At 55.6% G+C, this 20,262-nt stretch carries 20 protein-coding genes; 10 read left to right on the top strand and 10 right to left on the bottom strand.

Annotation, left to right across the window (positions count from 1 at the left end):
* Nucleotides 1–31 precede the first annotated feature (31 nt).
* The 5 genes from pckA to AC6I8C_RS17195 all read right to left on the bottom strand — a co-directional run bounded on the left by pckA (nt 32) and on the right by AC6I8C_RS17195 (nt 6,191).
* A complete protein-coding gene (pckA, locus tag AC6I8C_RS17215; RefSeq protein ID WP_497823125.1) occupies nt 32–1,651 on the bottom strand; it encodes a phosphoenolpyruvate carboxykinase (ATP) in 1,620 nt (539 codons plus the stop codon).
* Nucleotides 1,652–2,019: 368 nt separating this feature from the next.
* On the bottom strand, nt 2,020–2,886 hold the full coding sequence (hslO, locus tag AC6I8C_RS17210) for an Hsp33 family molecular chaperone HslO (protein ID WP_195857619.1): 867 nt from the start codon (nt 2,884–2,886) through the stop codon (nt 2,020–2,022).
* Between the two features lie 50 nt (nt 2,887–2,936).
* The gene (hslR, locus tag AC6I8C_RS17205) at nt 2,937–3,338 is read right to left on the bottom strand and encodes a ribosome-associated heat shock protein Hsp15 (protein ID WP_013359290.1); all 402 of its coding nucleotides are present in this window, start codon (nt 3,336–3,338) and stop codon (nt 2,937–2,939) included.
* 13 nt (nt 3,339–3,351) lie between these two features.
* Nucleotides 3,352–3,999, bottom strand: coding sequence for a GMP/IMP nucleotidase (gene yrfG, locus AC6I8C_RS17200; protein WP_033784167.1), 648 nt, complete (start codon nt 3,997–3,999; stop codon nt 3,352–3,354).
* Between the two features lie 56 nt (nt 4,000–4,055).
* On the bottom strand, nt 4,056–6,191 hold the full coding sequence (locus AC6I8C_RS17195; RefSeq protein ID WP_497823124.1) for an intracellular growth attenuator family protein: 2,136 nt from the start codon (nt 6,189–6,191) through the stop codon (nt 4,056–4,058).
* Between the two features lie 391 nt (nt 6,192–6,582).
* Between AC6I8C_RS17195 and nudE the strand changes: the two genes are divergently transcribed.
* Entirely contained in the window at nt 6,583–7,146 is a 564-nt protein-coding gene (gene nudE / locus AC6I8C_RS17190) for an ADP compounds hydrolase NudE (protein WP_033784164.1), read from the top strand.
* 50 nt (nt 7,147–7,196) lie between these two features.
* Here nudE and AC6I8C_RS17185 read toward each other — a convergent pair whose 3' ends face one another.
* The 4 genes from AC6I8C_RS17185 to mrcA form a co-directional block, all read right to left on the bottom strand.
* Nucleotides 7,197–8,495: a cytosine permease gene (locus AC6I8C_RS17185; protein ID WP_497823123.1), complete on the bottom strand. Its 1,299-nt coding sequence runs from the start codon at nt 8,493–8,495 to the stop codon at nt 7,197–7,199.
* 19 nt (nt 8,496–8,514) lie between these two features.
* Nucleotides 8,515–9,204, bottom strand: a complete 690-nt coding sequence (locus AC6I8C_RS17180) for a helix-turn-helix transcriptional regulator (protein WP_497823122.1) — start codon at nt 9,202–9,204, stop codon at nt 8,515–8,517.
* Between the two features lie 24 nt (nt 9,205–9,228).
* Entirely contained in the window at nt 9,229–9,639 is a 411-nt protein-coding gene (locus tag AC6I8C_RS17175; protein WP_497823121.1) for a GNAT family N-acetyltransferase, read from the bottom strand.
* A gap of 485 nt (nt 9,640–10,124) precedes the next feature.
* Entirely contained in the window at nt 10,125–12,674 is a 2,550-nt protein-coding gene (mrcA, locus tag AC6I8C_RS17170) for a peptidoglycan glycosyltransferase/peptidoglycan DD-transpeptidase MrcA (protein WP_278495493.1), read from the bottom strand.
* A 117-nt stretch (nt 12,675–12,791) separates the two neighbouring features.
* Between mrcA and pilM the strand changes: the two genes are divergently transcribed.
* Genes pilM through hofQ form a run of 5 tightly spaced genes read left to right on the top strand, consistent with a single transcriptional unit; the run spans nt 12,792 to nt 16,213 of the window.
* The gene (pilM, locus tag AC6I8C_RS17165) at nt 12,792–13,598 is read left to right on the top strand and encodes a type IV pilus biogenesis protein PilM (RefSeq protein WP_497823120.1); all 807 of its coding nucleotides are present in this window, start codon (nt 12,792–12,794) and stop codon (nt 13,596–13,598) included.
* The gene (locus tag AC6I8C_RS17160; RefSeq protein WP_497823119.1) at nt 13,595–14,140 is read left to right on the top strand and encodes a PilN domain-containing protein; all 546 of its coding nucleotides are present in this window, start codon (nt 13,595–13,597) and stop codon (nt 14,138–14,140) included. Before pilM ends, AC6I8C_RS17160 begins: the two co-directional genes overlap by 4 nt.
* Nucleotides 14,133–14,630, top strand: coding sequence for a HofO family protein (locus AC6I8C_RS17155; RefSeq protein ID WP_497823118.1), 498 nt, complete (start codon nt 14,133–14,135; stop codon nt 14,628–14,630). The genes AC6I8C_RS17160 and AC6I8C_RS17155 overlap by 8 nt, the downstream gene beginning before the upstream one ends.
* The gene (locus tag AC6I8C_RS17150; protein WP_497823117.1) at nt 14,620–15,003 is read left to right on the top strand and encodes a HofP DNA utilization family protein; all 384 of its coding nucleotides are present in this window, start codon (nt 14,620–14,622) and stop codon (nt 15,001–15,003) included. The genes AC6I8C_RS17155 and AC6I8C_RS17150 overlap by 11 nt, the downstream gene beginning before the upstream one ends.
* Nucleotides 14,942–16,213, top strand: a complete 1,272-nt coding sequence (hofQ, locus tag AC6I8C_RS17145) for a DNA uptake porin HofQ (RefSeq protein ID WP_497823116.1) — start codon at nt 14,942–14,944, stop codon at nt 16,211–16,213. Before AC6I8C_RS17150 ends, hofQ begins: the two co-directional genes overlap by 62 nt.
* 91 nt (nt 16,214–16,304) lie before the next feature.
* Here the strand turns inward: hofQ and AC6I8C_RS17140 are convergent, their stop codons facing one another.
* Complete coding sequence (locus tag AC6I8C_RS17140) at nt 16,305–16,478, bottom strand: hypothetical protein (protein ID WP_223811662.1); 174 nt, start codon at nt 16,476–16,478, stop codon at nt 16,305–16,307.
* 97 nt (nt 16,479–16,575) lie between these two features.
* On the opposite strand from AC6I8C_RS17140, the gene aroK reads away from it, so the two are divergent.
* From aroK to dam, 4 genes are all read left to right on the top strand, one after another.
* Nucleotides 16,576–17,097, top strand: a complete 522-nt coding sequence (gene aroK, locus AC6I8C_RS17135) for a shikimate kinase AroK (RefSeq protein WP_003852989.1) — start codon at nt 16,576–16,578, stop codon at nt 17,095–17,097.
* Nucleotides 17,098–17,135: 38 nt separating this feature from the next.
* Nucleotides 17,136–18,224 carry a 3-dehydroquinate synthase gene (gene aroB / locus AC6I8C_RS17130; protein ID WP_497823115.1) on the top strand — a complete coding sequence of 363 codons (1,089 nt, stop codon included), beginning with the start codon at nt 17,136–17,138 and terminating at the stop codon, nt 18,222–18,224.
* A 72-nt stretch (nt 18,225–18,296) separates the two neighbouring features.
* Nucleotides 18,297–19,349, top strand: coding sequence for an SPOR domain-containing protein (locus tag AC6I8C_RS17125; protein ID WP_497823114.1), 1,053 nt, complete (start codon nt 18,297–18,299; stop codon nt 19,347–19,349).
* A 93-nt stretch (nt 19,350–19,442) separates the two neighbouring features.
* Nucleotides 19,443–20,258, top strand: a complete 816-nt coding sequence (gene dam / locus AC6I8C_RS17120) for an adenine-specific DNA-methyltransferase (RefSeq protein WP_161733667.1) — start codon at nt 19,443–19,445, stop codon at nt 20,256–20,258.
* The last annotated feature ends 4 nt before the right edge of the window (nt 20,259–20,262 follow it).

Here is a 20,262-nt window from a genome sequence, read left to right as displayed (position 1 = left end):
GCGCGGCAGTATCACTGCCGCGCCGGTTCTGTTAGCGTTGCGGGCCGGCTTTCACCAGCGCAGCACCTGCGGCGTTATCTGTATACTTGTCGAAGTTATCAATAAAGCGCTGTGCCAGACCTTCGGCGGCAGCGGTCCACTTCTCTTCACTTTCCCAGCTACGACGCGGATCGAGTGTGTCACTGTCCAGCTCGCCCAGCGCAACCGGCATCTGCAGATTAAAGATTGGCAGCGTTTCTGTCGGTGCATCATCCAGCTCACCCGCCAGGATTGCATTGATAATGGCGCGGGTATTCTTCAGTGAGATGCGTTTGCCACTGCCGTTCCAGCCGGTATTGACCAGGTAAGCCTGGGCACCGGACGCCTCCATCCGCTTCACCAGCACTTCAGCGTACTGCGTCGGATGCAGCGTCAGGAATGCCGCGCCAAAACAGGCGGAGAAGGTCGGGGTCGGCGCCGTCACGCCACGCTCGGTGCCGGCCAGTTTGGCGGTGAAGCCTGACAGGAAATGATACTGCGTCTGCTCCGGGGTCAGGCGTGAAACCGGTGGCAGCACGCCAAACGCATCGGCGGTCAGGAAAATCACCTTCTTCGCGTGGCCCGCTTTTGAGACCGGCTGCACGATATTGTCGATGTGATTAATCGGATAGGAGACGCGGGTGTTCTCTGTTTTGCTGCCGTCGGCGTAATCAACACTGCCATCTTCGCGCACTACCACGTTTTCCAGCAGCGCATTGCGGCGAATGGCGCGGTAGATCTCCGGCTCAGCCTGCTCAGAAAGGTTGATGGTTTTGGCGTAGCAACCGCCTTCGAAGTTAAACACGCCATCATCGTCCCAGCCGTGCTCATCATCGCCGATCAACTGGCGGTCAGGATCGGTGGAGAGTGTGGTTTTGCCGGTGCCGGAGAGACCGAAGAAGACCGCCACATCACCTGCTTTACCGACGTTAGCTGAACAGTGCATTGAGGCGATGCCTTTCAGCGGCAGCAGGTAGTTCATGATGGCGAACAGACCTTTCTTCATCTCGCCACCGTACCAGGTGCCGCCAATCAGCTGCATGCGTTCCGTCAGATTGAAGGCAACAAAGTTCTCCGAGTGCAGACCCTGCGCCTGCCAGTCCGGATTGGTGCATTTGGCTCCGTTCATCACCACAAAGTCAGGCGTGAAGTCGGCCAGCTCAGCGTCTGTAGGCTGAATAAACATGTTTTTCACGAAGTGCGCCTGCCAGGCCACCTCGGTGACAAAACGAACGCTCAGACGTGAATCGGCATTGGCACCGCAGAAGGCATCCACCACAAACAGACGCTTGCCGGAAAGCTGGCGGGTAACGCAGCTTTTCAGTGCGTTCCAGGTCTCCTGTGACAGAGGCTGATTGTCGTTTTTGCCGGTGCCCTGGTCGTTCCACCACAGGGTATCGCGCGTGGTGTCGTCACGCACAATGTACTTATCCTTTGGCGATCGCCCGGTGAAAATTCCGGTGTCTACTGCAATCGCGCCGCTCTGCGTCAGGGTGCCACGAGCAAAACCTTCGAGGTCCGGGCGCGTCTCTTCCTGAAATAGCGTGTCGAAATCAGGGTTGTAAACCACTTCCGTGGTATCCACGATGCCCAAAGCGGCAAGGTCTTGCGAGGTCAGGCCGTTAACGCGCATTTTACTGCTCCTTAAATCGGTGTCTGTTCTGCAAAGCAGAGATAGGTTGGGATCGTGCCACCGGCTGTTGTATCGGGTGCGGTGAATCACTGACGGTTTACTGCGCGTCGTTACGACAGCCTGCAAAGCTAACCGGGCTATTCAGGGCATCTGCCCCTGGCTTCCGGGCGTTTGCACGATCGCGCGCAGTTTACTCTTCTGCGTTAAGGGAAAAAGGGCAGTGATCTAAAAATGCGACTCAGGGCGCGTTAAGGCCATGTTTCGAACGTTTAAAAGATGTTATGAAAGTAAAAAAAGATAATTTGTCTGAAAAATTATGGGGATAGGCTGGGGGAGAAGAGAAGGGGCGGCAGACGCCGCCCGATTAATCAGTGCAGTCGGTCGTTATTCTCATGGGAGTGGCTGCGGATAGCGGCAATGTCTACTGCGTCAAACACATAGTTTGAGCCGCAATAGTCGCAGTGCATGTCAATTTTGCCATCTTCCGCGATGATCTCATCCACTTCTTCCTGCGGCAGCGTAGTCAGCACTTCGCCACATCGTTCACGCGAGCAGGTGCACTTGTAGATCACCGGTTGCGGATCGTAGAGGGTAACCTCTTCCTGATGGTAGAGACGCCACAGCGCTTCATTGGCAGGCAGATCGATCAGCTCTTCCGTTTTGATGGTTTCGGTCAGTGTCGCCAGGTGTTCGAAGACCTCTTTCTCTGTATCCTGCGCAGGCAGTACCTGCAACAGAATACCGGCAGCGCCTTTGTCGCTGGTGCGGATAAACAGGCGCGTGGGTAACTGCTCTGAGCGCATGAAGTAATCTTCCAGGCACGCTGCCAGGGTGTCACCTTCCAGCCCGACCACGCCCTGATAACGCTCACCCTTTTCAGGGGAGATGGTGATCACCAGATAGCCATTGCCGACCATGCTTTTCAGGGTGCTGTCGTCCGCGATGTCGCCTTTGATACGTGCGACGCCGCGCAGCTCCTGATTATTGTTACCGTTGATCACCGCCAGCGACAGCGGACCGTCACCCTGTAACTGCACGGTGATTTCGCCATCAAACTTCAGCGTAGCGGTCAGCAGGCTGGTGGCGACCAGCATCTCACCCAACAGCGTTTTAACCGGTGCCGGATAGTCGTGGTTCTTCACGGTTTCACGCCAGGTGTCAGAGACGTTCACCAGCTCGCCGCGCACGGCGGCATTTTCAAACAGATAACGGTGCAGTTGATCCTGGACTGACATATTTTTTTCTCTCACTGGAACGGGGCGATGGTGCGTCAGCGAAGACGGCGTTATTCATCGCCCGATAATTTAAACTTCATCAAATCGCGACGCTCTTTTTTGTCAGGTCGCCGATCGGGATGGGGCATAGTCAGCGCATTCATCTTGCGCGCCTGCGCCATTTTTTCGCGTTTTTCAATGCTGGCATCGGTTTCGTGATAGAGCTGTTGGGCTTCGCTGGCGGGACGGCGCTGCGCGGTGATACCCGCTACCACCACGGTACGTTCATCATTGCCCTGACGCAGTGTCAGTTCCGCATTCAGCTCTACCACTTTGCCGGGTTTGCTGCGCTGGCCGTTGTAATGCACCTTGCCGCCTTCAATCATTTCCCGCGCCATCGCCCGGGTTTTGTAGAAGCGCGCCGCCCACAGCCACTTGTCGAGGCGAACCTCTTCGCTGCTTTTCTCTTTCATTGCTGCTCCTGACTCAGATCAGCGTCCGGTAATCGTCCGTGGCGCGGTGACGCTGAAAGATTTGTTCAGGACGACCCGAATCGGGATTCTTAACGCCTAAACACCAGCCGATGCCCCATAACGTTGCAGCATCCAGAATCACTTCGCTATCGTCGATAAACAGCGTGCGCGGCGCAGAAAAGCCGGTGTGCTGTTGTACCGCGTGCCATAAACGCGGGTCTTCTTTCGGATACCCAAAGGTATGGGTGGAAAGTAATAAATCAAGGTGCGGCGCTAAACCTGTCTGCGCCAGTTTGACGTCCAGATTGTAAGGATGCGCGTTGGTCAGCAGAATCGTGGACTTTCCGGCGCGACGCAGGGCCTGCAAAAAAGGCAGCGTATCGTCACGCAGTGCGATCCGGCTGCGCATCGCCCAGGTCATGGCACGGATGTCCAGCGACAGCGCCTCTGCCCAGTAATCCAGACAATACCAGTTTAGCGTATGGGCGACGGCCTGATACTTTTCCGTGATGATCGCGTCGGCTTCTGCACGGGTGATGTCGCGTTGCTGGCTGAGCTGTTCAGGGACATGCTCCAGCCAGAAGTGGCGATCAAATGCCAGATCCAGCAGCGTGCCATCCATGTCGAGCAGCACGGTATCAATCTCAGACCAGTTGAGCATCGTCGTGTCAGACCCTCTAAAAAACCGGGCGACAGGGTAGCACAGAAGGGCAGGGCTCAGAATATCGAGCGCACGCTCTGCAAAGTGCCGAGGTTATGGTTGAAACACTTGTCGTAGTATTGCTGGATATCGATCATGCGCTGGCGATTACGGTGCATGCGGCGCAGCGCCAGCAGCCCGTTGATTACGCCGCAGGTCAGCAGCACCAGCAGCAGCAATACGGTGCCGAGATAGCGCCACTGCGCCATGGCGTCCGGTTCATTGTGCAGCATGATGTGACGTGTGCCGTTGGCATCGGTAGAAATGCCAGTAATGATGCCGCTGGCGCTGAACGGCGTGTGCAGCAACATGGCAGAGATACGTTGCAGCTCGCGCCACTGAGAGGGCGGATCGAGATCAAACAGTGACACGGTGGGCTGTGGCTGATTCACCAGCTGGCGACCCTCGTCGCTGACGATCAGGAATCCCCCTGGCGGCGGGCTGTTGAGATTTTCTGCCGCACGACGGGTTTCGCGGAAAAAGAAGGTTGAGGTAGCGGTATTGACCAGATTTTCCAGCGCTTCCGCGCTCACTGGCCGCAGGAGCACATTCATGCCGTTAAGTTGGCCGGAATCTGCCCGGCGCATCAGCGCTTCCCAGTCTTTGGCATTGCCCAGGTTCACCAGCGCATTTTTCAGGCGCATACAGTCCTGCGGCTGATTGCAGAGATCCTGCGTTTTCATCACCAGATCAGAAAAATCATCCAGCAGGATCATGCCGGACTTCTGAATCGCGGACGCCAGTTGTGGATTGAGTTTGGGATCGGTATTGGTTTCCGGATGCAGCTGCTTTGTCGTGGTATCCAGCAGCGCCGCGGCTTTGTCGATGATGTCCGATTGTGGCTGCGGCAATGGCGTGGCGTTATTCCAGTAGACCGCCGAGCAGTCAAACGGCATATAGGCGTAACTGCGGTTGCTCTGGTAGTTGTCCGGCACGGAACACATGCCGGTACCACTCACTTTAAGGTTGTCGCCAATATTCAGCGGCACGCTGCTGAGTTTATCGACGCTGTTGACCTCCAGACTGTCGGTGCCTCTGGCCCAGGCCAGACTGAGCTTAATCGGCATACCAAGCGGGATCCAGGTAACCAGCATGGTCAGCACCATCAGCGAACCACAGGCCAGCACCACGTTTTTCCGCCAGCGCTGGATAGGGAAGTTTTTGACTTCATCCTGCAGCGACAGGAAACGTCCCTGACGCACCACCTGGCGGTTGAGGTAAATTTCGACATCCGTCACCTGACCAAGATCGTGTGCCACATAGGGCTGCCAGTGCGGGGGATAGGCCAGGTCAATAATCCCCAGCGTAATGTTGCTCTGCTCCTGATTCGATTCGCTGAACAGGCCCCAGCGCTTTGGCGCGCCGCGCAGGCAATGGATATCACGCAGTCCGCGCTCACCGGGAATGCGATAGAGCAGCCACAGACTGGCCGCGATCGTGACTGCGCCCGTCAGTACCAGCCAGATCATCAGTGTGGTGGGCACTAACAGGCTGAAGAAGAAGAGTAAGAAGGCAAGGGAGATCATCACCGCTTCACGCGTGCCGTCTGGCCGTGACAGCTGATACTCTTCCGCTGTCTCTTTGCGCACCTGCAGCAGTTCGACATTTTCCGTTTCTGCTTTGCGGATAGAGGCGTTGGTCGACACCGGGCGCATCAGTGTTGGCAGCGATTGCTGGTCGACCGCGTAATCCACCAACGAGTGGCCGTTCAGTGAGATCACCAGCGGAATGGACTGTGTGCGGATTAACTCAACGTAGTTTTCGTCGGTGATGTACTGTTCCCACAGCGGCGGCAGATGAACTTCAACTTCATCCAGGTAGTAGCGCCATTTATGGGGATCGTCAGTCGAGAGGCCATAGCGGGTAATGGCGCGGGTAACCGGATAGACATTGTTGCTCTGCGCCGTGAGTGTCAGACGTTCAGGCGCGCTGCGCTTATCGGTAGTCAGCGTGGTACGGGGCTGCTTTTCCAGCGCGGCGACATATTTATCGACCGCCTCACGCTCCTGGGCAGAAAGTTTACGGCAGGGCGGACTGATGAATGGCAGCGGTTTCGCCAACGGCGGGCGATGCCGCATAGCGTACCAGAACCCAATACCTGCCAGGATTGAACAGGTCAGCACTATGGCCAGTATCATAAAGATTGTGCTCATGCTCTGCTCAATTCAGCCAAAATGCTGCCTTCACTTTAAACTTTCGCCTCCGGTTATGCTCACTATAAAAGAGGCATTCCGGAAGATTATATAACCCTGAGGAGTCAGACACCCGATGAAATAGTGCCAGCGTATATCTTATTGGCATTTGTTAAACCCTGCCTTGTCCGAATGGTAACTGGCACAAACTGGATTAAATATCGGTATTATCTGAAACTTATCGCAGCATATTGACTAATGCAAATTTAGTCTTAACTGATAACCAAAGGCTGTTATTCAATCGCTGTAATCTATGCAACGATAACGTCATTGCCTGACTGTCGCACAATTGCCCGTGGTTAGGTATGCTAATTCGCTCCAGATAGCCGACGCAGAATAATTTGAGGCTGATATGAAAATTCCAAAAAAACCCGACATCCTCAATATCACCGCCGTGGCACGTTCACGGTTATTCACTATTGAGTCGGTCGATCTGGCTTTCAGCAATGGGGCGCATCGCGTTTATGAGCGGATGAAGCCCTCTGAGCGTGAAGCGGTAATGATTGTGCCGATTATTGATGACCATCTGATCCTGATTCAGGAGTATGCCGTCGGACTGGAAACCTACGAGCTGGGTTTTCCGAAAGGGCTGATTGATGCCGGTGAAACCGTCAATGAAGCGGCGGTGCGCGAACTGAAAGAAGAGGTGGGTTTTGGTGCCGAACAGCTGACCACGCTGGGCAAGCTCACCATGGCTCCTTCCTATTTTTCCAGCAAGATGAATATTGTGATAGCGGAAGGTCTCTACGCTGAAAAGCTGGAAGGCGATGAGCCGGAGCCGTTGATTGTCCACCGCTGGCCGCTGAGCGATATGCTGTCGCTGCTGGACGAACCCGATTTCCGCGAAGCACGTAATGTCAGTGCGCTGTTTATGGCGCGCGAATGGCTGGTGAAACAGGGGCGGCTGAATTACTGAAGCGTAACGGCTGAGAAAAGAAACGCGCCTGCTACAGGCGCGTTTTTGCTTTATTCAGCAGTAACTTTTTCCTGTAAGGACGATGATCGCTTTAAGAGTGGCGCGGTCAGCAGGTAAATGACGCACGCGACAAGCATTGAATTAAGCACCGGTACGCCGCGCTCAACCAGCAAACCCGTGGCTGTACCTGCGACGCTAGCGATCAGCGCGGGCCAGCCAATAAGCTGAGAGGTTGCCGGTAAGGCACCGCTGGTACGGCTGAGCGCCAGCGTCTTTCGGTCAGTTTTCAGTACGTAGTAGTCAACGATCATTACGCCCAGTATCGGCGGGAAGATGACGCCCAGCAGTTCCAGAAAATCGACAAAGCGATCGAGAATGCCGAACACTGAACAGAGTGTGCCGAGCAGCCCCAGCAGCAGCGTAATCACCTGATAGCGAGGTTTATAGCCAGTCACGCCTTCAATCGCGTTAGCGATGCCCAGCGTGGATGAATAGAGATTCAGGTCATTGATGCGCAGGGTAGAAAAAACGACAGCCAGCAAACCCAGTGAACTGGTGGTTTGCGTAATAATCGCGATGATATCTGAGGTCTGCAATTCTCTGGCAATAAGAATCGCTACGCCATTGACCCCATATTCGCCCGCCAGAATGGTCAGCAGCGTAATGGCAAACACATCTTTGCCGTGACGTGAAAAACGCGTCAGGTCAGGCGTCATCAGGCTGGCCAGGATAGCACCACCAATCACCATGGTCATCGCGGCACTTATGGTAATGGCCTGGCTGGCGATAACCGGCGGTATATTCTGGCCAGACTGGCCGTGAAATGCGTGCCAGAAAATCCAGCCGACCAGCGCGATGAAAAGCGGAACCGCAATGCGTGCGGTAAAGCGCAGCGCCTTAAAGCCAAAAGTAACCAGTAACGTCAACACGGTACCTGAGAGTGCGGCCGACTCTGCAAAGCTGAGCTTGCCATTCAGGGCATAGCTCAGCGATCGGGCAAACACCGCGTTCTGAATGCCGAACCACCCCAGCAGGCTGACCGCGACCAGTAGGCCAATCAGCACAGAGCCGTGGCGACCAAAACCACACCATCGCGCCAGCAAGCTCCCCGGCAGTCCCTCGCGCATTCCTGCATAGCCGAGCGCAAAGGTCAGCACGCCAAACAGCAGGCTGGCCAGCGTGATTGCGGTAAACGCCTCTGCCAGCGTCATGCTGTTGCCCAGAACCGCGCCGAGCATAAACTGATCCAGCGCAGTCAGCATACCCATATGCACAATAGCGACGCTCAGCAGTGAGAGTCTTTTATTTGCCGGGACAGGGCTCAGTGGATAATCATCAAATTTACTCACGACATGGTTTCCTTACCGTTTATATATAAACAACGCCTGTGCTGAGAAACCGCTCTGGCAGATAATTCTCCAGTGACTCCGCACGGCAGTAGCTTTCAAATTGTTGTAGCGAATGCACACCCGCTTTTTGATACAGCGTGGTGATGCGGTTACCGACAGTTTTTACGCTGAGGTTATAGATGCGGGCGATCTCTTTTGCGCTGAAGCGCCGTAGCAGCAGAAAAATGACATCCAGCTCGGCGGGGGTAAACAGGGCATGTTCCAGACGCGTCGTCAGTACAGAGGATTTTCTGGGATCGATAAAGCTCATTGCCGTAAGGTTATCAACCGGACGAGCATTCCAGATGCAGCCCAGCCACTGATTTCGATTGTCGAAAACAGGGTATTTTTCACTGATAAACGGGGTGAGATAATTGTTGCCATACCAGTAATGGGTTTCAATCACGGCTACGCAACGGTTATTCAATTTTACCTGTTGATCGTGATTGCAGAATTCATCGGCGCAATCACTCCAGCGCGTGGGAAACTCACTGTCTCTTTTTCCCTCTAATAAATAACTTTTAGGCGTAGCAGTATACAATTTTGCAGCTTCATTCATATAAAGATGCTGCGATGCAGCATTCTTAAAACCCCAGGGCGTTGGTAATAAATCCATGGTGGTGGCGAATGCAGAAATGAATTCATCGATACTACGGTATGGGCTGTCCATGGCGCCTCGCTGAAAGCGTTCAGATTATAATCTTTTTGCCAGATAATAACGTGCGTAGCGCTGCGCATAGCCATCCTGTTCGCCATAAACACGATAACCCAGCTTTTCGTAGAAACCACGCGCCTGAAAACTTAACGTGTCAACGACGGACATATGGCAGCCTCGATTGCGCGCTTCCTCTTCTGCCCTCTGCATCAGCTGACGTCCGGTGCCATGCAGGCGCCAGGCATCATCTATCCAGAGGTAATGAATATCCAGCGTGCCGCACCAGGTATGAGCTAACAGGCCACCCTGGATATTTTGCTGATCGTCATACAGGATAACATTCAGCGTTTTCATGTTGATGTCAGCAAAGCGTCCATTATGCTGCCAGAGTTGCTGAATAATATATTCTTCGGTTTTGGGGTCTTGCGTATGGCCCACTTTAATTTCCATATACAAAAATATCCTTAGGTGATTAAATCAAATTAGAGGGTTTCGGGCTTTCCATTCTTATCATGATGATAAGCGATGCGCAAGAGTTAATATCCCTCCTGTTATTGATCGTAATTAACAGTACGCTGGCAACCGTTGTTTATTTGATATACCAATAATTATATTTGCTGGCACCAGGGAAGACTAAGCTAATCATAGCGATATAATAACTATATTATTTTTTTCGGTTCACTTACCGAATCGCTTAATACACATTGCTTTATATTGTCAGACTCAATTAATGCCGATCGCTCAGAGTGATCGGCATTTTTCTCAGCAACAGATGATGCTCTCTTCGGTTTTTACCTTTCTTTTTTCCGCCCCGACTGACTGAGCCGCGCAGGTACGAAAAGCATCACCTGTTTCGTCAGGATAAACGGGCCGATAAAAAAGGCTGGTCACCTTACAGTGACCAGCCTCAGACATTTCAATTGATGGATATCACATCAGAACAGCTCGTGACTCTCGCCGTTATCCATAATCGTCGTACCCACATCATGCACCGAATATTCGGTTGGCTGGGTGCCATTGATGAAGTACTCCTGACGGGTGTTGCCACCGCCATTGGCCAGCTTGCCGGTGCTGCGGTCGATAGTCACTGTGACCACGCCATCCGGCGGGGTTAACGGCTGTACCGGCACACCGTCCAGCGCGCTCTTCATGTACTCATCCCATGCCGGTTGTGCACTCTTCGCACCGCCTTCATAGCCCGAAATCTGATCGGGAATGGCACCGGAGAGCGTGCTGCGGCCCAGATTGCGGCGCGCATCATCAAAACCGATCCAGACTGACGTCACCACGCCAGGGCCGTAACCTGAGAACCAGGCGTCTTTCGAGCTGTTGGTGGTACCGGTTTTGCCGCCGATATCATTACGCTTGAGGTCACGCCCGGCACGCCAGCCGGTTCCCATCCAGCCCGGTTCGCCAAAGATATTACTGTTCAGCGCGCTCTTAATCAGGAAGGTGAGTGGGGTATTGATCACGTGCGGCGCATATTGCTGCTCACCCTGCTGTGCCTGCGCCGGAACCTGCTCCAGTTCAGGCTGAGGAACCGCCTGATTCTGGTTGTTATTTGAGGCAGCAACGTTCTCGACGCTCTCTTCATTCAACGCCAGCGCTTTTTTGGTCTCACCGTAGATGACCGGCAGATTGCACTGTGGACAGGCGATCTTCGGTTTCTCTTCAAATACGGTGCCGCCCTGTTCGTTCTCAATTTTGGTAATGAAGTAAGGATCGACCAGGAAGCCGCCATTCGCCATCACGGAGTAGCCACGTACCACCTGTAACGGTGTGAATGAGGCCGCACCCAATGCCAGCGACTCGGTGTGCACAATGTTCTGAGCCGGGAAACCAAAGCGCTGCAGATACTCTGCGGCATAGTCCACGCCCATCGCACGCATCGCACGTACCATGACGACGTTTTTCGACTGGCCAAGCCCCTGACGCAGACGAATCGGACCATCATACGTCGGCGGTGAGTTTTTCGGACGCCAGTCCGCACCGGCACCCGCATCCCAGCGGGAAATCGGCACATCGTTCAGGATGGAAGCGAGCGTCAGCCCGCGATCCATGGCGGCGGTATAGAGGAAAGGCTTGATGTTAGAACCGACCTGGCGCAGCGCCTGGGTCGCACGGTTAAACATGCTCTGGTTAAAGGCGAAACCGCCGACCAGCGCGCGCACCGCACCATCATTGGGATCCAGCGAGACCAGCGCAGAGTTCACATCCGGCACCTGGCCCAGCCACCAGTCGTCACCCACTTTACGCACCCAGATCTGCTGGCCTGCCTGCAGGACCTGCGTCACGCTTTTCGGCGTCGGGCCCTGCACGGTGTCAGACTTATAAGGACGTGCCCAGCGCACACCCGCCAGTGCCAGCGACACATTGCTGCCATCTTTCAGCATCACGGTCGCTTCATCGCTGCGTGCTTCTGTGACCACGGCCGGATGCAACGGTCCATAGACCGGCAGCGGCTTCAGCGCCTTCTCAATCTTCGTCTGATCCCAGGCAGGTTCACCCACTTTCCACAGCACGCTGGTCGGGCCGCGATAGCCATGACGCATATCGTAAGCCATGACGTTATTGCGCACCGAGGTCTGAGCGGCTTCCTGCAGACGGCGGGTGACAGTGGTGTAAACCTTGTAACCGTCGGTATAGGCATTGTCGCCGTAGCGTTTCACCATCTCCTGACGCACCATCTCGCTGAGATAGGGGGCAGAGAAGGCGATTTCCGGACCGTGATACTTCGCTACCAGCGGCGTATTACGTGCCTCGTCATACTGCTGCTGCGTGATGTAATGCTGATCCAGCATACGCGCCAGTACCACGTTGCGGCGTGACAGGGCGCGGCTCGGTGAATAAAGCGGGTTAAAGGTGGACGGCGCTTTTGGCAGACCGGCAATCATCGCCATCTCACTCAGCGACAGTTGGTCAACCGGCTTACCAAAATAGACCTGCGAAGCTGCGCCGACGCCATAAGCACGGTAGCCGAGGTAGATCTTATTCAGGTAGAGCTCAAGAATTTCATCTTTGTTCAGCAACTGCTCAATGCGGATCGCCAGGAACGCTTCCTTTATTTTACGCATCAGAGTGCGTTCCGGGCTCAGGAAGAAGTTACGGGCTAGCTGCTGAGTGATGGTACTGGCACCCTGTGAGGCGTGACCGGAAACCAGCGCAATGCTGGCCGCACGGAAAATACCCACCGGGTCAACACCATGGTGCTCATAGAAACGGCTGTCTTCGGTCGCAATAAACGCTTTCACCATCACAGGTGGCACTTGCTGCAGAGTCAAAGGGATACGGCGCATTTCGCCATACTGGGCGATTAAATCGCCATCGGCGCTGTAAACCTGCATCGGGGTTTGCAGACGCACATCTTTCAGCGTGTTTACGTCGGGCAGCTGTGGCTCTATGTATTTGTATAAACCATAAATCGAGCCAGCTCCCAACAGGATGCAACACACTGCAAGGATCAATAAATACTTTACGAACTTCACCTGGAATTTCCCATCTCTTGTCGTTTGAGCAGTTTATAAACAACCGCGCGGTAGTATAAAGGCAAGCCAGACGCTTTGATATGTCCATCTTTCCCGGACGATAAGGAGATCGCGCGCATGGCTTTTCATACCTGGCAAATTGGGCTGGATATTCAGAATAGGCAGATTTGTGCCCTGGCCCTCCAGCCTCGTCGTGATGGCTGGCAGCTACGCCACTGGTGGCAGCAGCGGCTGCCGCAAGATACGTTAAGAAACGGCGTGCTGCAATCTTCGCCTGAATTACTGGCAGCCTTAACGGCCTGGCGTCAGCGGTTGCCGCGTCGTTACTCGCTGCGGGTCGCGCTGCCTGCCCGGTTGGTACTGCAGCGCCAGCTTCCCCTGCCCGCACAGTCGCTCAATGAGCCTGCGCTGGGGCACTACGTGCAGGCGGCCGCGCGCCGTCTCTTTCCGCTGGAGCCTGCTGCGCTGGCACTGGATTACCGCACGGATGCACAGAGCGGCCAGCTCTGCGTCACGGCGGCCCGGCTGGAGATTATAGACCAGTGGGCAGCGCCACTGCTGCAGGCGGGATTAAAGCCGCAGGTGTTCGAGCTGACTACCGAAGCGCTCAGGCGGCTGGCCCGACAGGCCGCGCTGCAGGAGGGTGCGGTACTGGTGCTGCAGCAGGATAACCGCTGGCTCTGGAGCGATGTGCATACCGCGGCTGACAACGGCGAAGCTACCACGCTTGCGGCGCTGCAGCAGCAGGCCTTCCCCGACGCCCGTTCTGTCGCCTGGTGCTCAGCCGATAATTCTGCACTGCCCGCTGACGCCCGCGCGTTTTCCACTTTTGATCTGTTCCATTATAAACAGCCGCCGTTTCCGGAAAATCCGGGTGCCTTTGCGCTGGCGGCCGGGCTGGCACTGCGCGACGGAGATCAATGATGGTCGCAGTGAATCTGCTGCCGTGGCGACAGCGTCGTCAGCAACAGCAGCGGCGGCAGAGCCTTGTCGTGCTGTTACTGATGCTGAGTGCTGTTCTGGTGGGAGTCATGCAGCAAAGCTGGCGCATCTGTCAGGCGCGTGAGCAGGTGGCGCAGACGGGCAGGGTACAGCAGCAGGCGCTGGAAAACCTGGACGCGCAGCTGGCGCAGCAAAAGACGTTACTGGCACAGCGCACGGTAGTGCAAAAACAGCAGGCGAAGCAGCGCCAGAAGGCATTGCAACTGACCGCATGGCATCAGTTCTGGCTCGATTTACCCGCGTTACTGCCTGACACCGCCTGGCTGACCCGGCTGGAGAAGCGCGACAATCGTCTCACGCTGGAGGGGCTGGCGCAGGATATGGCGGCGGTCCGGCAGTTCCGTGAGCAGTTAACCACCGTCGCACTGTTTGGTCAGGTGAGGCAGGGCAGCGTTAAGCGTCAGGCTGATAGTCATTATCGCTTTTCACTGCGGGCAGAGGTGCAGGAGGTGACTGATGAATGAGTGGTGGGATCGCTGGTGGCAGATGGCTGCACTTCCGCGTTACAGCATGCTCGCCGCCCTCTCAGCCGGCCTGTTACTGATCTCATGGGTTTTCTGGTTGCGGCCACAGCAGCAGGCGCTGATCGCTGAACAGCAGAAACTGTTGCAGTTGAACCGTAGCCTGGAACAGCGGCGGCAGAAGTGGGGTCAGAACCCGGATATAGCGCAGTTGCAGGCGCAGCTGCAGTCGATGCAGACCGCCAGATCTGCACCGGGCGCATCAGCCCGGGCAGTGGAAGCGATGCTGGCGGCACATCGTCATCAGCTGGAAGAGTGGCAGCCGGATTCTCCTTCACGCACGCTGACCCTGCATCTGCAGTGGCCGGCGTTTCAGTCACTTTTTGCCGAGCTTGCCGATGCTTCCCTGGCGTTTCCGGTGCATTTCCAGCTGCTGGCACAGCCGCAGTATCTGGTGGCTCAACTCTGGCTGGAGCCCGACGATGCGCCATAGCCTGCTGATTTTACTGCTGTGCTGTGGCGGTGTGCTGGCACGTGATCCGTTCCGGCCTGTTGCCGGTTCGATTTGTGAGGCGCTCGTGGAGCCGCTTACCGGCTGGCGTCTGCAGGGGATCATTGGCCGTGAGATGCATTTTCATGCCTGGCTGGTGAACCCGCAGGGAGAGAGCGTCGCAGTCCGCACAGGCAAGCCATTTCCCCTGTCGCCCTGGCAACTCGCTGAGATGACCCACCGCAATCTCTCCTTAGCGGTACCGAATAGCTGCACTGCACAACAGACTTCGTTTTACTTAAAAGGACGCTCGTATGAAAAGGATAGCTACTCTGCTGCTGCTCATAAGCTGCCTGCTGCCAGTTTACGCCGCTGATGAGGAGCCTCTCAGCCTGACATTTGATAATGCGCCGGTAGCGCGCATTTTACAGGCGCTGGCTGACTATCAGCAGATCAACCTGATGATTGCGCCAGAGGTGGAAGGGGCCTTATCGCTGCGGCTCGATAACCTGCCGTGGCATCAGGCGCTGGACCTGGTAGCGCGCATGGCAAAGCTGACGCTGATAGAACAGGATAATGTGCTGCTGGTCTATCCGGAGAGCTGGCAGCAGGCTCAGCAGCAGGCACGGGAAGCGGAGCAGCAGGAAAAGTTGCAGCAGACGCCTTTGCAGCAGCGCGCTGTAATATTGCGCTATGCCAGCGCCAGCGAGGTGCATGCCAGCCTGCTGACTGAACGGCAGTCGCTGATGACACCGCGCGGCAGCGTGACGGTCGACAAACGCACTAACGCCCTGTTACTGCGCGATACCGCAGCGGCGTTGAAAGAGACGGAACGCTGGATACGGGCGCTGGACCTGCCACTGGAGCAGATCGAGCTATCGGCGCATATCGTCACCATCAGCGAAGAGCATCTGCAGGAGCTGGGCGTGAAGTGGGGATTGCAGGCCGGTGACGCCGCCGTGACTGACATCCTGCATCATCCCCGGCTGGATATTCCGCTGGCGGTGAGTTCACCCGGCATCAGCGTGGGTATGGCGCTGGCGCGCATCGGCGGTCAGCTGCTGGATCTGGAATTAAGTGCGCTGGAGCAGGAGAACCAGATTGAAATCATCGCCAGTCCGCGCCTTTTTACCTCACATCAGCAGACCGCGTCGATTAAGCAGGGCACGGAGATACCTTATGAAGTGTCGGCGGGAAACAGCGGTGCCACCAGTATTGAGTTTAAAGAAGCGGTGCTGGGCATGGAGGTAACACCGACGATTTCCGGGAATGGCCGCATCCAGTTGAAGATCCATATCAGTCAGAACATGCCGGGTCGCAGCATCAGAACCGGCGACAGCGACATATTATCCATTGATAAACAGGAAATTGAGACGCAGGTCACGGTCAGTGACGGGCAAACACTGGCGTTAGGGGGTATCTTTCAGCAGCAGCGCAGTCACGGAGAGAATAAAGTGCCACTGCTGGGAAATGTGCCGCTGATTGGCGGGTTGTTTCGTCAGCAATCGGAGCAGCGCAAAAAAAGAGAGCTGGTGATCTTCATAACGCCGCGATTGGTCAGGGAAGCAGCGCTTACGGCTGGATAAAACGGAAAATGCGTCCCTTAAGGCCATCTGCGTTGACGCAGGAGAGGAATTAGCTTACAAGGTTTAGCGATTTTCAATACGGTGTAACCGTCTATGCAGGGTAAATCCCGGCAAACAGATCAGAAAACTCCTCTGTAAGCAGCGTTGTAAAGACGCAGCGCTGGCGCGTTACAGTTTCGCGAACACAGGCCAATTCAGAAATGGATGTGCTGAAGGCAATATAATCGGTTGCCAAACAGCCTTGAGTGTTGAGATAATTTTTCATCTGACTCTTGCTAACGCTCATGAGGTCTCAGTTCCTGTCCCGCCAGCAAATGCTGAACGCGGGGTATCATTAACGAATTCTTAGTAATACCGACAAAATGGCAGAGAAACGCAATATCTTTCTGGTTGGGCCGATGGGTGCCGGCAAAAGCACTATTGGCCGTCAGTTGGCTCAGCAACTCAACATGGAGTTCTTCGATTCCGATCAGGAAATTGAGCGACGCACCGGAGCGGATGTGGGCTGGGTTTTTGATGTCGAAGGCGAAGCTGGCTTTCGCGATCGCGAAGAAAAAATCATTAACGAACTGACCGAGAAGCAAGGCATCGTCCTGGCGACAGGCGGTGGTTCCGTCAAATCCCGGGAAACGCGTAATCGTCTCTCCGCCCGCGGTGTTGTGGTTTATCTTGAAACCACCATCGAGAAGCAACTGGCGCGCACCCAGCGTGACAAAAAACGTCCGTTGCTGCAGGTGGATTCACCGCCGCGCGAAGTGCTTGAAGCGCTGGCTGGCGAACGCAACCCGCTCTACGAAGAGATCGCCGATGTTACCATTCGCACAGATGATCAGAGTGCAAAAGTGGTGGCGAATCAGATTATCCACATGTTGGAAAAAAGTTGATCCAACGTTCGAAGGCTTTTTAACAGGTATCGGGCATCATGGAGAAGATCACCGTCTCACTGGGGGAACGCAGTTACCCCATCACTATCGCCGCCGGACTGTTTAACGATCCGGCTTCTTTTTGGCCGCTGACCGCGGGCGAAAACGCCATGGTGGTGACAAACCAGACGCTGGCTCCGCTCTATCTTGACCAGCTGACAGCGCGGCTGACAGCGGCAGGTGTAAAAGTGGATCAGGTGATCTTACCCGACGGCGAGCAATATAAGACGCTGGCCGTGATGGATCAGGTCTTTACCGCGCTCCTGCAAAAGCCGCATGGTCGTGATACGACGCTTGTTGCCTTAGGCGGCGGCGTCATTGGCGATCTTACCGGTTTTGCTGCGGCCAGTTATCAGCGTGGCGTACGCTTTATCCAGGTACCGACCACCTTACTGTCGCAGGTTGATTCTTCAGTTGGCGGCAAAACGGCCGTTAACCATCCGCTGGGCAAAAACATGATCGGCGCGTTTTATCAACCCGCGTCAGTGGTGATTGATACGGCCTGTCTGAAGACGCTGCCTGCGCGTGAGCTGGCGTCTGGCTTAGCGGAAGTCATTAAGTACGGCATTATCCTCGACGGTGCGTTTTTCCAGTGGCTGGAGCAGAATCTCGATGCTCTGCTAGCGCTGGATGAACAGGCGCTGGCGTACTGCATTCGTCGCTGTTGTGAACTGAAGGCTGACGTCGTGGCGGCCGATGAGCGTGAAAACGGTCAGCGGGCGTTGCTTAATCTGGGCCATACTTTTGGTCATGCGATTGAAGCACACATGGGCTACGGCAACTGGCTGCACGGTGAAGCGATTGCGGCGGGCATGGTAATGGCCGCACGCACGGCTGAACGTCTGGGACAGTTCCGGGCGGAAGAGACCGACCGCATTATTGCCCTGTTCCGTCGTGCCGGTTTACCGGTGCATGGGCCGCAGGCAATGAGTGCAGAGATGTATCTGCCGCACATGATGCGCGATAAAAAAGTTCTGGCGGGCGAACTGCGGCTGATACTCCCGCTGTCGATTGGCCGCTCTGAAGTGCGTGGTGGCGTGGCACATGATATGGTGCTGACTGCAATTAACGATTGTCAGCAACCCTGAGATTAAGCAGTTGAGTGGTGACGCGGCGCGCAGGGTGCGCAGTGCGGAATGCCGCTTTACGGAGGAGCCAAAATGGATGAGTTTAAACCGGAAGACGAGTTAAAGCCTGACGCCAGCGACCGCCGTCCCTCGCGCCCTCGTAAGTCCTCTACTGCGGCCAAAACACCGGTTTCGCGCCAGCGTATCATGATGGGCGTCGGGATCCTGGTTCTGCTGTTACTGGTACTGGGGATTGGTTCGGCGCTGAATGGCCCGGATGAGAAAAAACCGGCCACGGCGGGCACAACCCCTGCCACCAATGGCGGTTCCGGCAGCGAGAAGAACATTGACCTGGGGGGCTCCTCTTCCATGTCCGGCGGTCAGACGCCTCCGTCAGATGCGCAGACTACCCCCGCCACCAGCGAAAATAACGCGGCGACCAGCGGTGATGCTGCCTCTAATCCGCAGCGCGACATCTCGATGCCGCCTGTGGCTTCAACGCCTACCCAGGCCGCACCGGTTGATGCGCCCGCGAACCAGCAGCGTGTCACGCTGCCGGGTGATCTGAACAGCGCGCTGACTAATCAGCAGCAGCAGGTTGACAGTGCCGCGATGGGCACGCAGGGCGGCAGTTCACTGCCAACGGCGCCAGCAACGGTCAGCGGCAATGCCGGAACGGCTGCCAATCCTGTCACGGCACCTTCAGTCCGTCAGACACCGAACAAAACAAATACGGCTGCTCGTCCGGCGCACGATTCATCGCATAAAACAGCATCGAAGCCAGTAACCCGTGACAGCAAAACGCACACCACGCCAGCGCGTACGCCAGTGAGTTCTGCGCCAGCTACCACGGCCGCGGGCAGCAGTTCAGCCAGCAAATCACTGCCAGGTGGCAGCTACACTCTGCAGCTGAGCGGTGCATCGAAGCCGGAAAGCCTGAATGCCTGGGCTAAGCAACAAAATCTGAGTGGATATCACGTCTACAAAACCACCCGTAACGGTCAGTCGTGGTACGTGCTGGTGAGTGGCTCCTATGCCACACCGGCCGATGCCAAACGCGCTGTGGCATCGCTGCCTGCAGACGTGCGTGCGAAGAACCCGTGGGTAAAACCAGTCAGCCAGGTGAAGAAAGAAGCCAGCCAATAGCGGATGTGGGGCCAGGCTCTGGCCCCGTTTTAAGCGCAGATCTGCTGTCGGTCCAGCCACAGCCTCACAATAAGATGTAATAACCACGACAGCATGAAAAAAAATCGCGCTTTCCTGAAATGGGCAGGGGGAAAATTTCCCTTAGTAGAAGAGATCCATCGTCATCTGCCGCAAGGCGACTGTCTGGTTGAGCCATTTGTTGGCGCGGGTTCGGTGTTTCTGAACACGGAATTTGATCGCTACCATCTGGCTGATATCAACAGTGACCTGATTAATCTCTACAACATTGTCAAAACGCGCACGGCGGATTTCATCCGTGACGCGCAGCTGCTTTTTACGCCGGAAGGTAACAACGAAATCTGTTATTACCAGCGGCGCACCGAATTTAATAGCAGCACCGACGCCTACCAGCGCGCGCTGCTGTTCCTCTATCTGAACCGTCACTGTTACAACGGCCTCTGCCGCTATAACCTGCGTGGTGAGTTCAACGTGCCGTTTGGCCGCTATCGCAAACCCTACTTTCCGGAAGCCGAATTGTTGTGGTTTGCCGAGCGTGCGCAAAAAGCGACGTTTGTCTGTGAATCGTACGATGTTACCCTGACCAGTGCCGGTAAAGGCTCGGTGGTCTATTGCGATCCGCCTTATGCGCCGCTGTCAGCCACGGCCAATTTTACGGCTTATCACACCAACAGCTTCAGCCTGCGTGAGCAGGAGAATCTGGCGGCGTTAGCGGCACAGCTGGCTGCGTCGGAGCACCGGATTCCGGTACTGATTTCTAACCACGACACTGCACTGACGCGTTTATGGTATCAGGATGCAGTGTTACATGTGGTCAAAGCCCGGCGTTCTATCAGCCGGAGCATAGCCGGTCGCACCAAGGTCGACGAACTGCTGGCACTTTATCGCTAGTCTG

The sequence above is a fragment of the Pantoea sp. X-Soil-YNGN-844 genome (assembly GCF_059730595.1).
Note: the sequence above shows the minus strand (reverse complement) of the source record. Positions and strands in the feature narration are given on the sequence as shown.

Coding starts and splice junctions, on each gene's coding strand:
- pckA (WP_497823125.1), bottom strand. CDS start 1,651: ATGCGCGTTAACGGCCTGACCTCGCAAGACCTTGCCGCTTTGGGCATC.
- hslO (WP_195857619.1), bottom strand. CDS start 2,886: ATGTCAGTCCAGGATCAACTGCACCGTTATCTGTTTGAAAATGCCGCC.
- hslR (WP_013359290.1), bottom strand. CDS start 3,338: ATGAAAGAGAAAAGCAGCGAAGAGGTTCGCCTCGACAAGTGGCTGTGG.
- yrfG (WP_033784167.1), bottom strand. CDS start 3,999: ATGCTCAACTGGTCTGAGATTGATACCGTGCTGCTCGACATGGATGGC.
- AC6I8C_RS17195 (WP_497823124.1), bottom strand. CDS start 6,191: ATGAGCACAATCTTTATGATACTGGCCATAGTGCTGACCTGTTCAATC.
- nudE (WP_033784164.1), top strand. CDS start 6,583: ATGAAAATTCCAAAAAAACCCGACATCCTCAATATCACCGCCGTGGCA.
- AC6I8C_RS17180 (WP_497823122.1), bottom strand. CDS start 9,204: ATGGACAGCCCATACCGTAGTATCGATGAATTCATTTCTGCATTCGCC.
- AC6I8C_RS17175 (WP_497823121.1), bottom strand. CDS start 9,639: ATGGAAATTAAAGTGGGCCATACGCAAGACCCCAAAACCGAAGAATAT.
- pilM (WP_497823120.1), top strand. CDS start 12,792: ATGGCTTTTCATACCTGGCAAATTGGGCTGGATATTCAGAATAGGCAG.
- AC6I8C_RS17160 (WP_497823119.1), top strand. CDS start 13,595: ATGATGGTCGCAGTGAATCTGCTGCCGTGGCGACAGCGTCGTCAGCAA.
- AC6I8C_RS17155 (WP_497823118.1), top strand. CDS start 14,133: ATGAATGAGTGGTGGGATCGCTGGTGGCAGATGGCTGCACTTCCGCGT.
- AC6I8C_RS17150 (WP_497823117.1), top strand. CDS start 14,620: ATGCGCCATAGCCTGCTGATTTTACTGCTGTGCTGTGGCGGTGTGCTG.
- hofQ (WP_497823116.1), top strand. CDS start 14,942: ATGAAAAGGATAGCTACTCTGCTGCTGCTCATAAGCTGCCTGCTGCCA.
- AC6I8C_RS17140 (WP_223811662.1), bottom strand. CDS start 16,478: ATGAAAAATTATCTCAACACTCAAGGCTGTTTGGCAACCGATTATATT.
- aroK (WP_003852989.1), top strand. CDS start 16,576: ATGGCAGAGAAACGCAATATCTTTCTGGTTGGGCCGATGGGTGCCGGC.
- aroB (WP_497823115.1), top strand. CDS start 17,136: ATGGAGAAGATCACCGTCTCACTGGGGGAACGCAGTTACCCCATCACT.
- AC6I8C_RS17125 (WP_497823114.1), top strand. CDS start 18,297: ATGGATGAGTTTAAACCGGAAGACGAGTTAAAGCCTGACGCCAGCGAC.
- dam (WP_161733667.1), top strand. CDS start 19,443: ATGAAAAAAAATCGCGCTTTCCTGAAATGGGCAGGGGGAAAATTTCCC.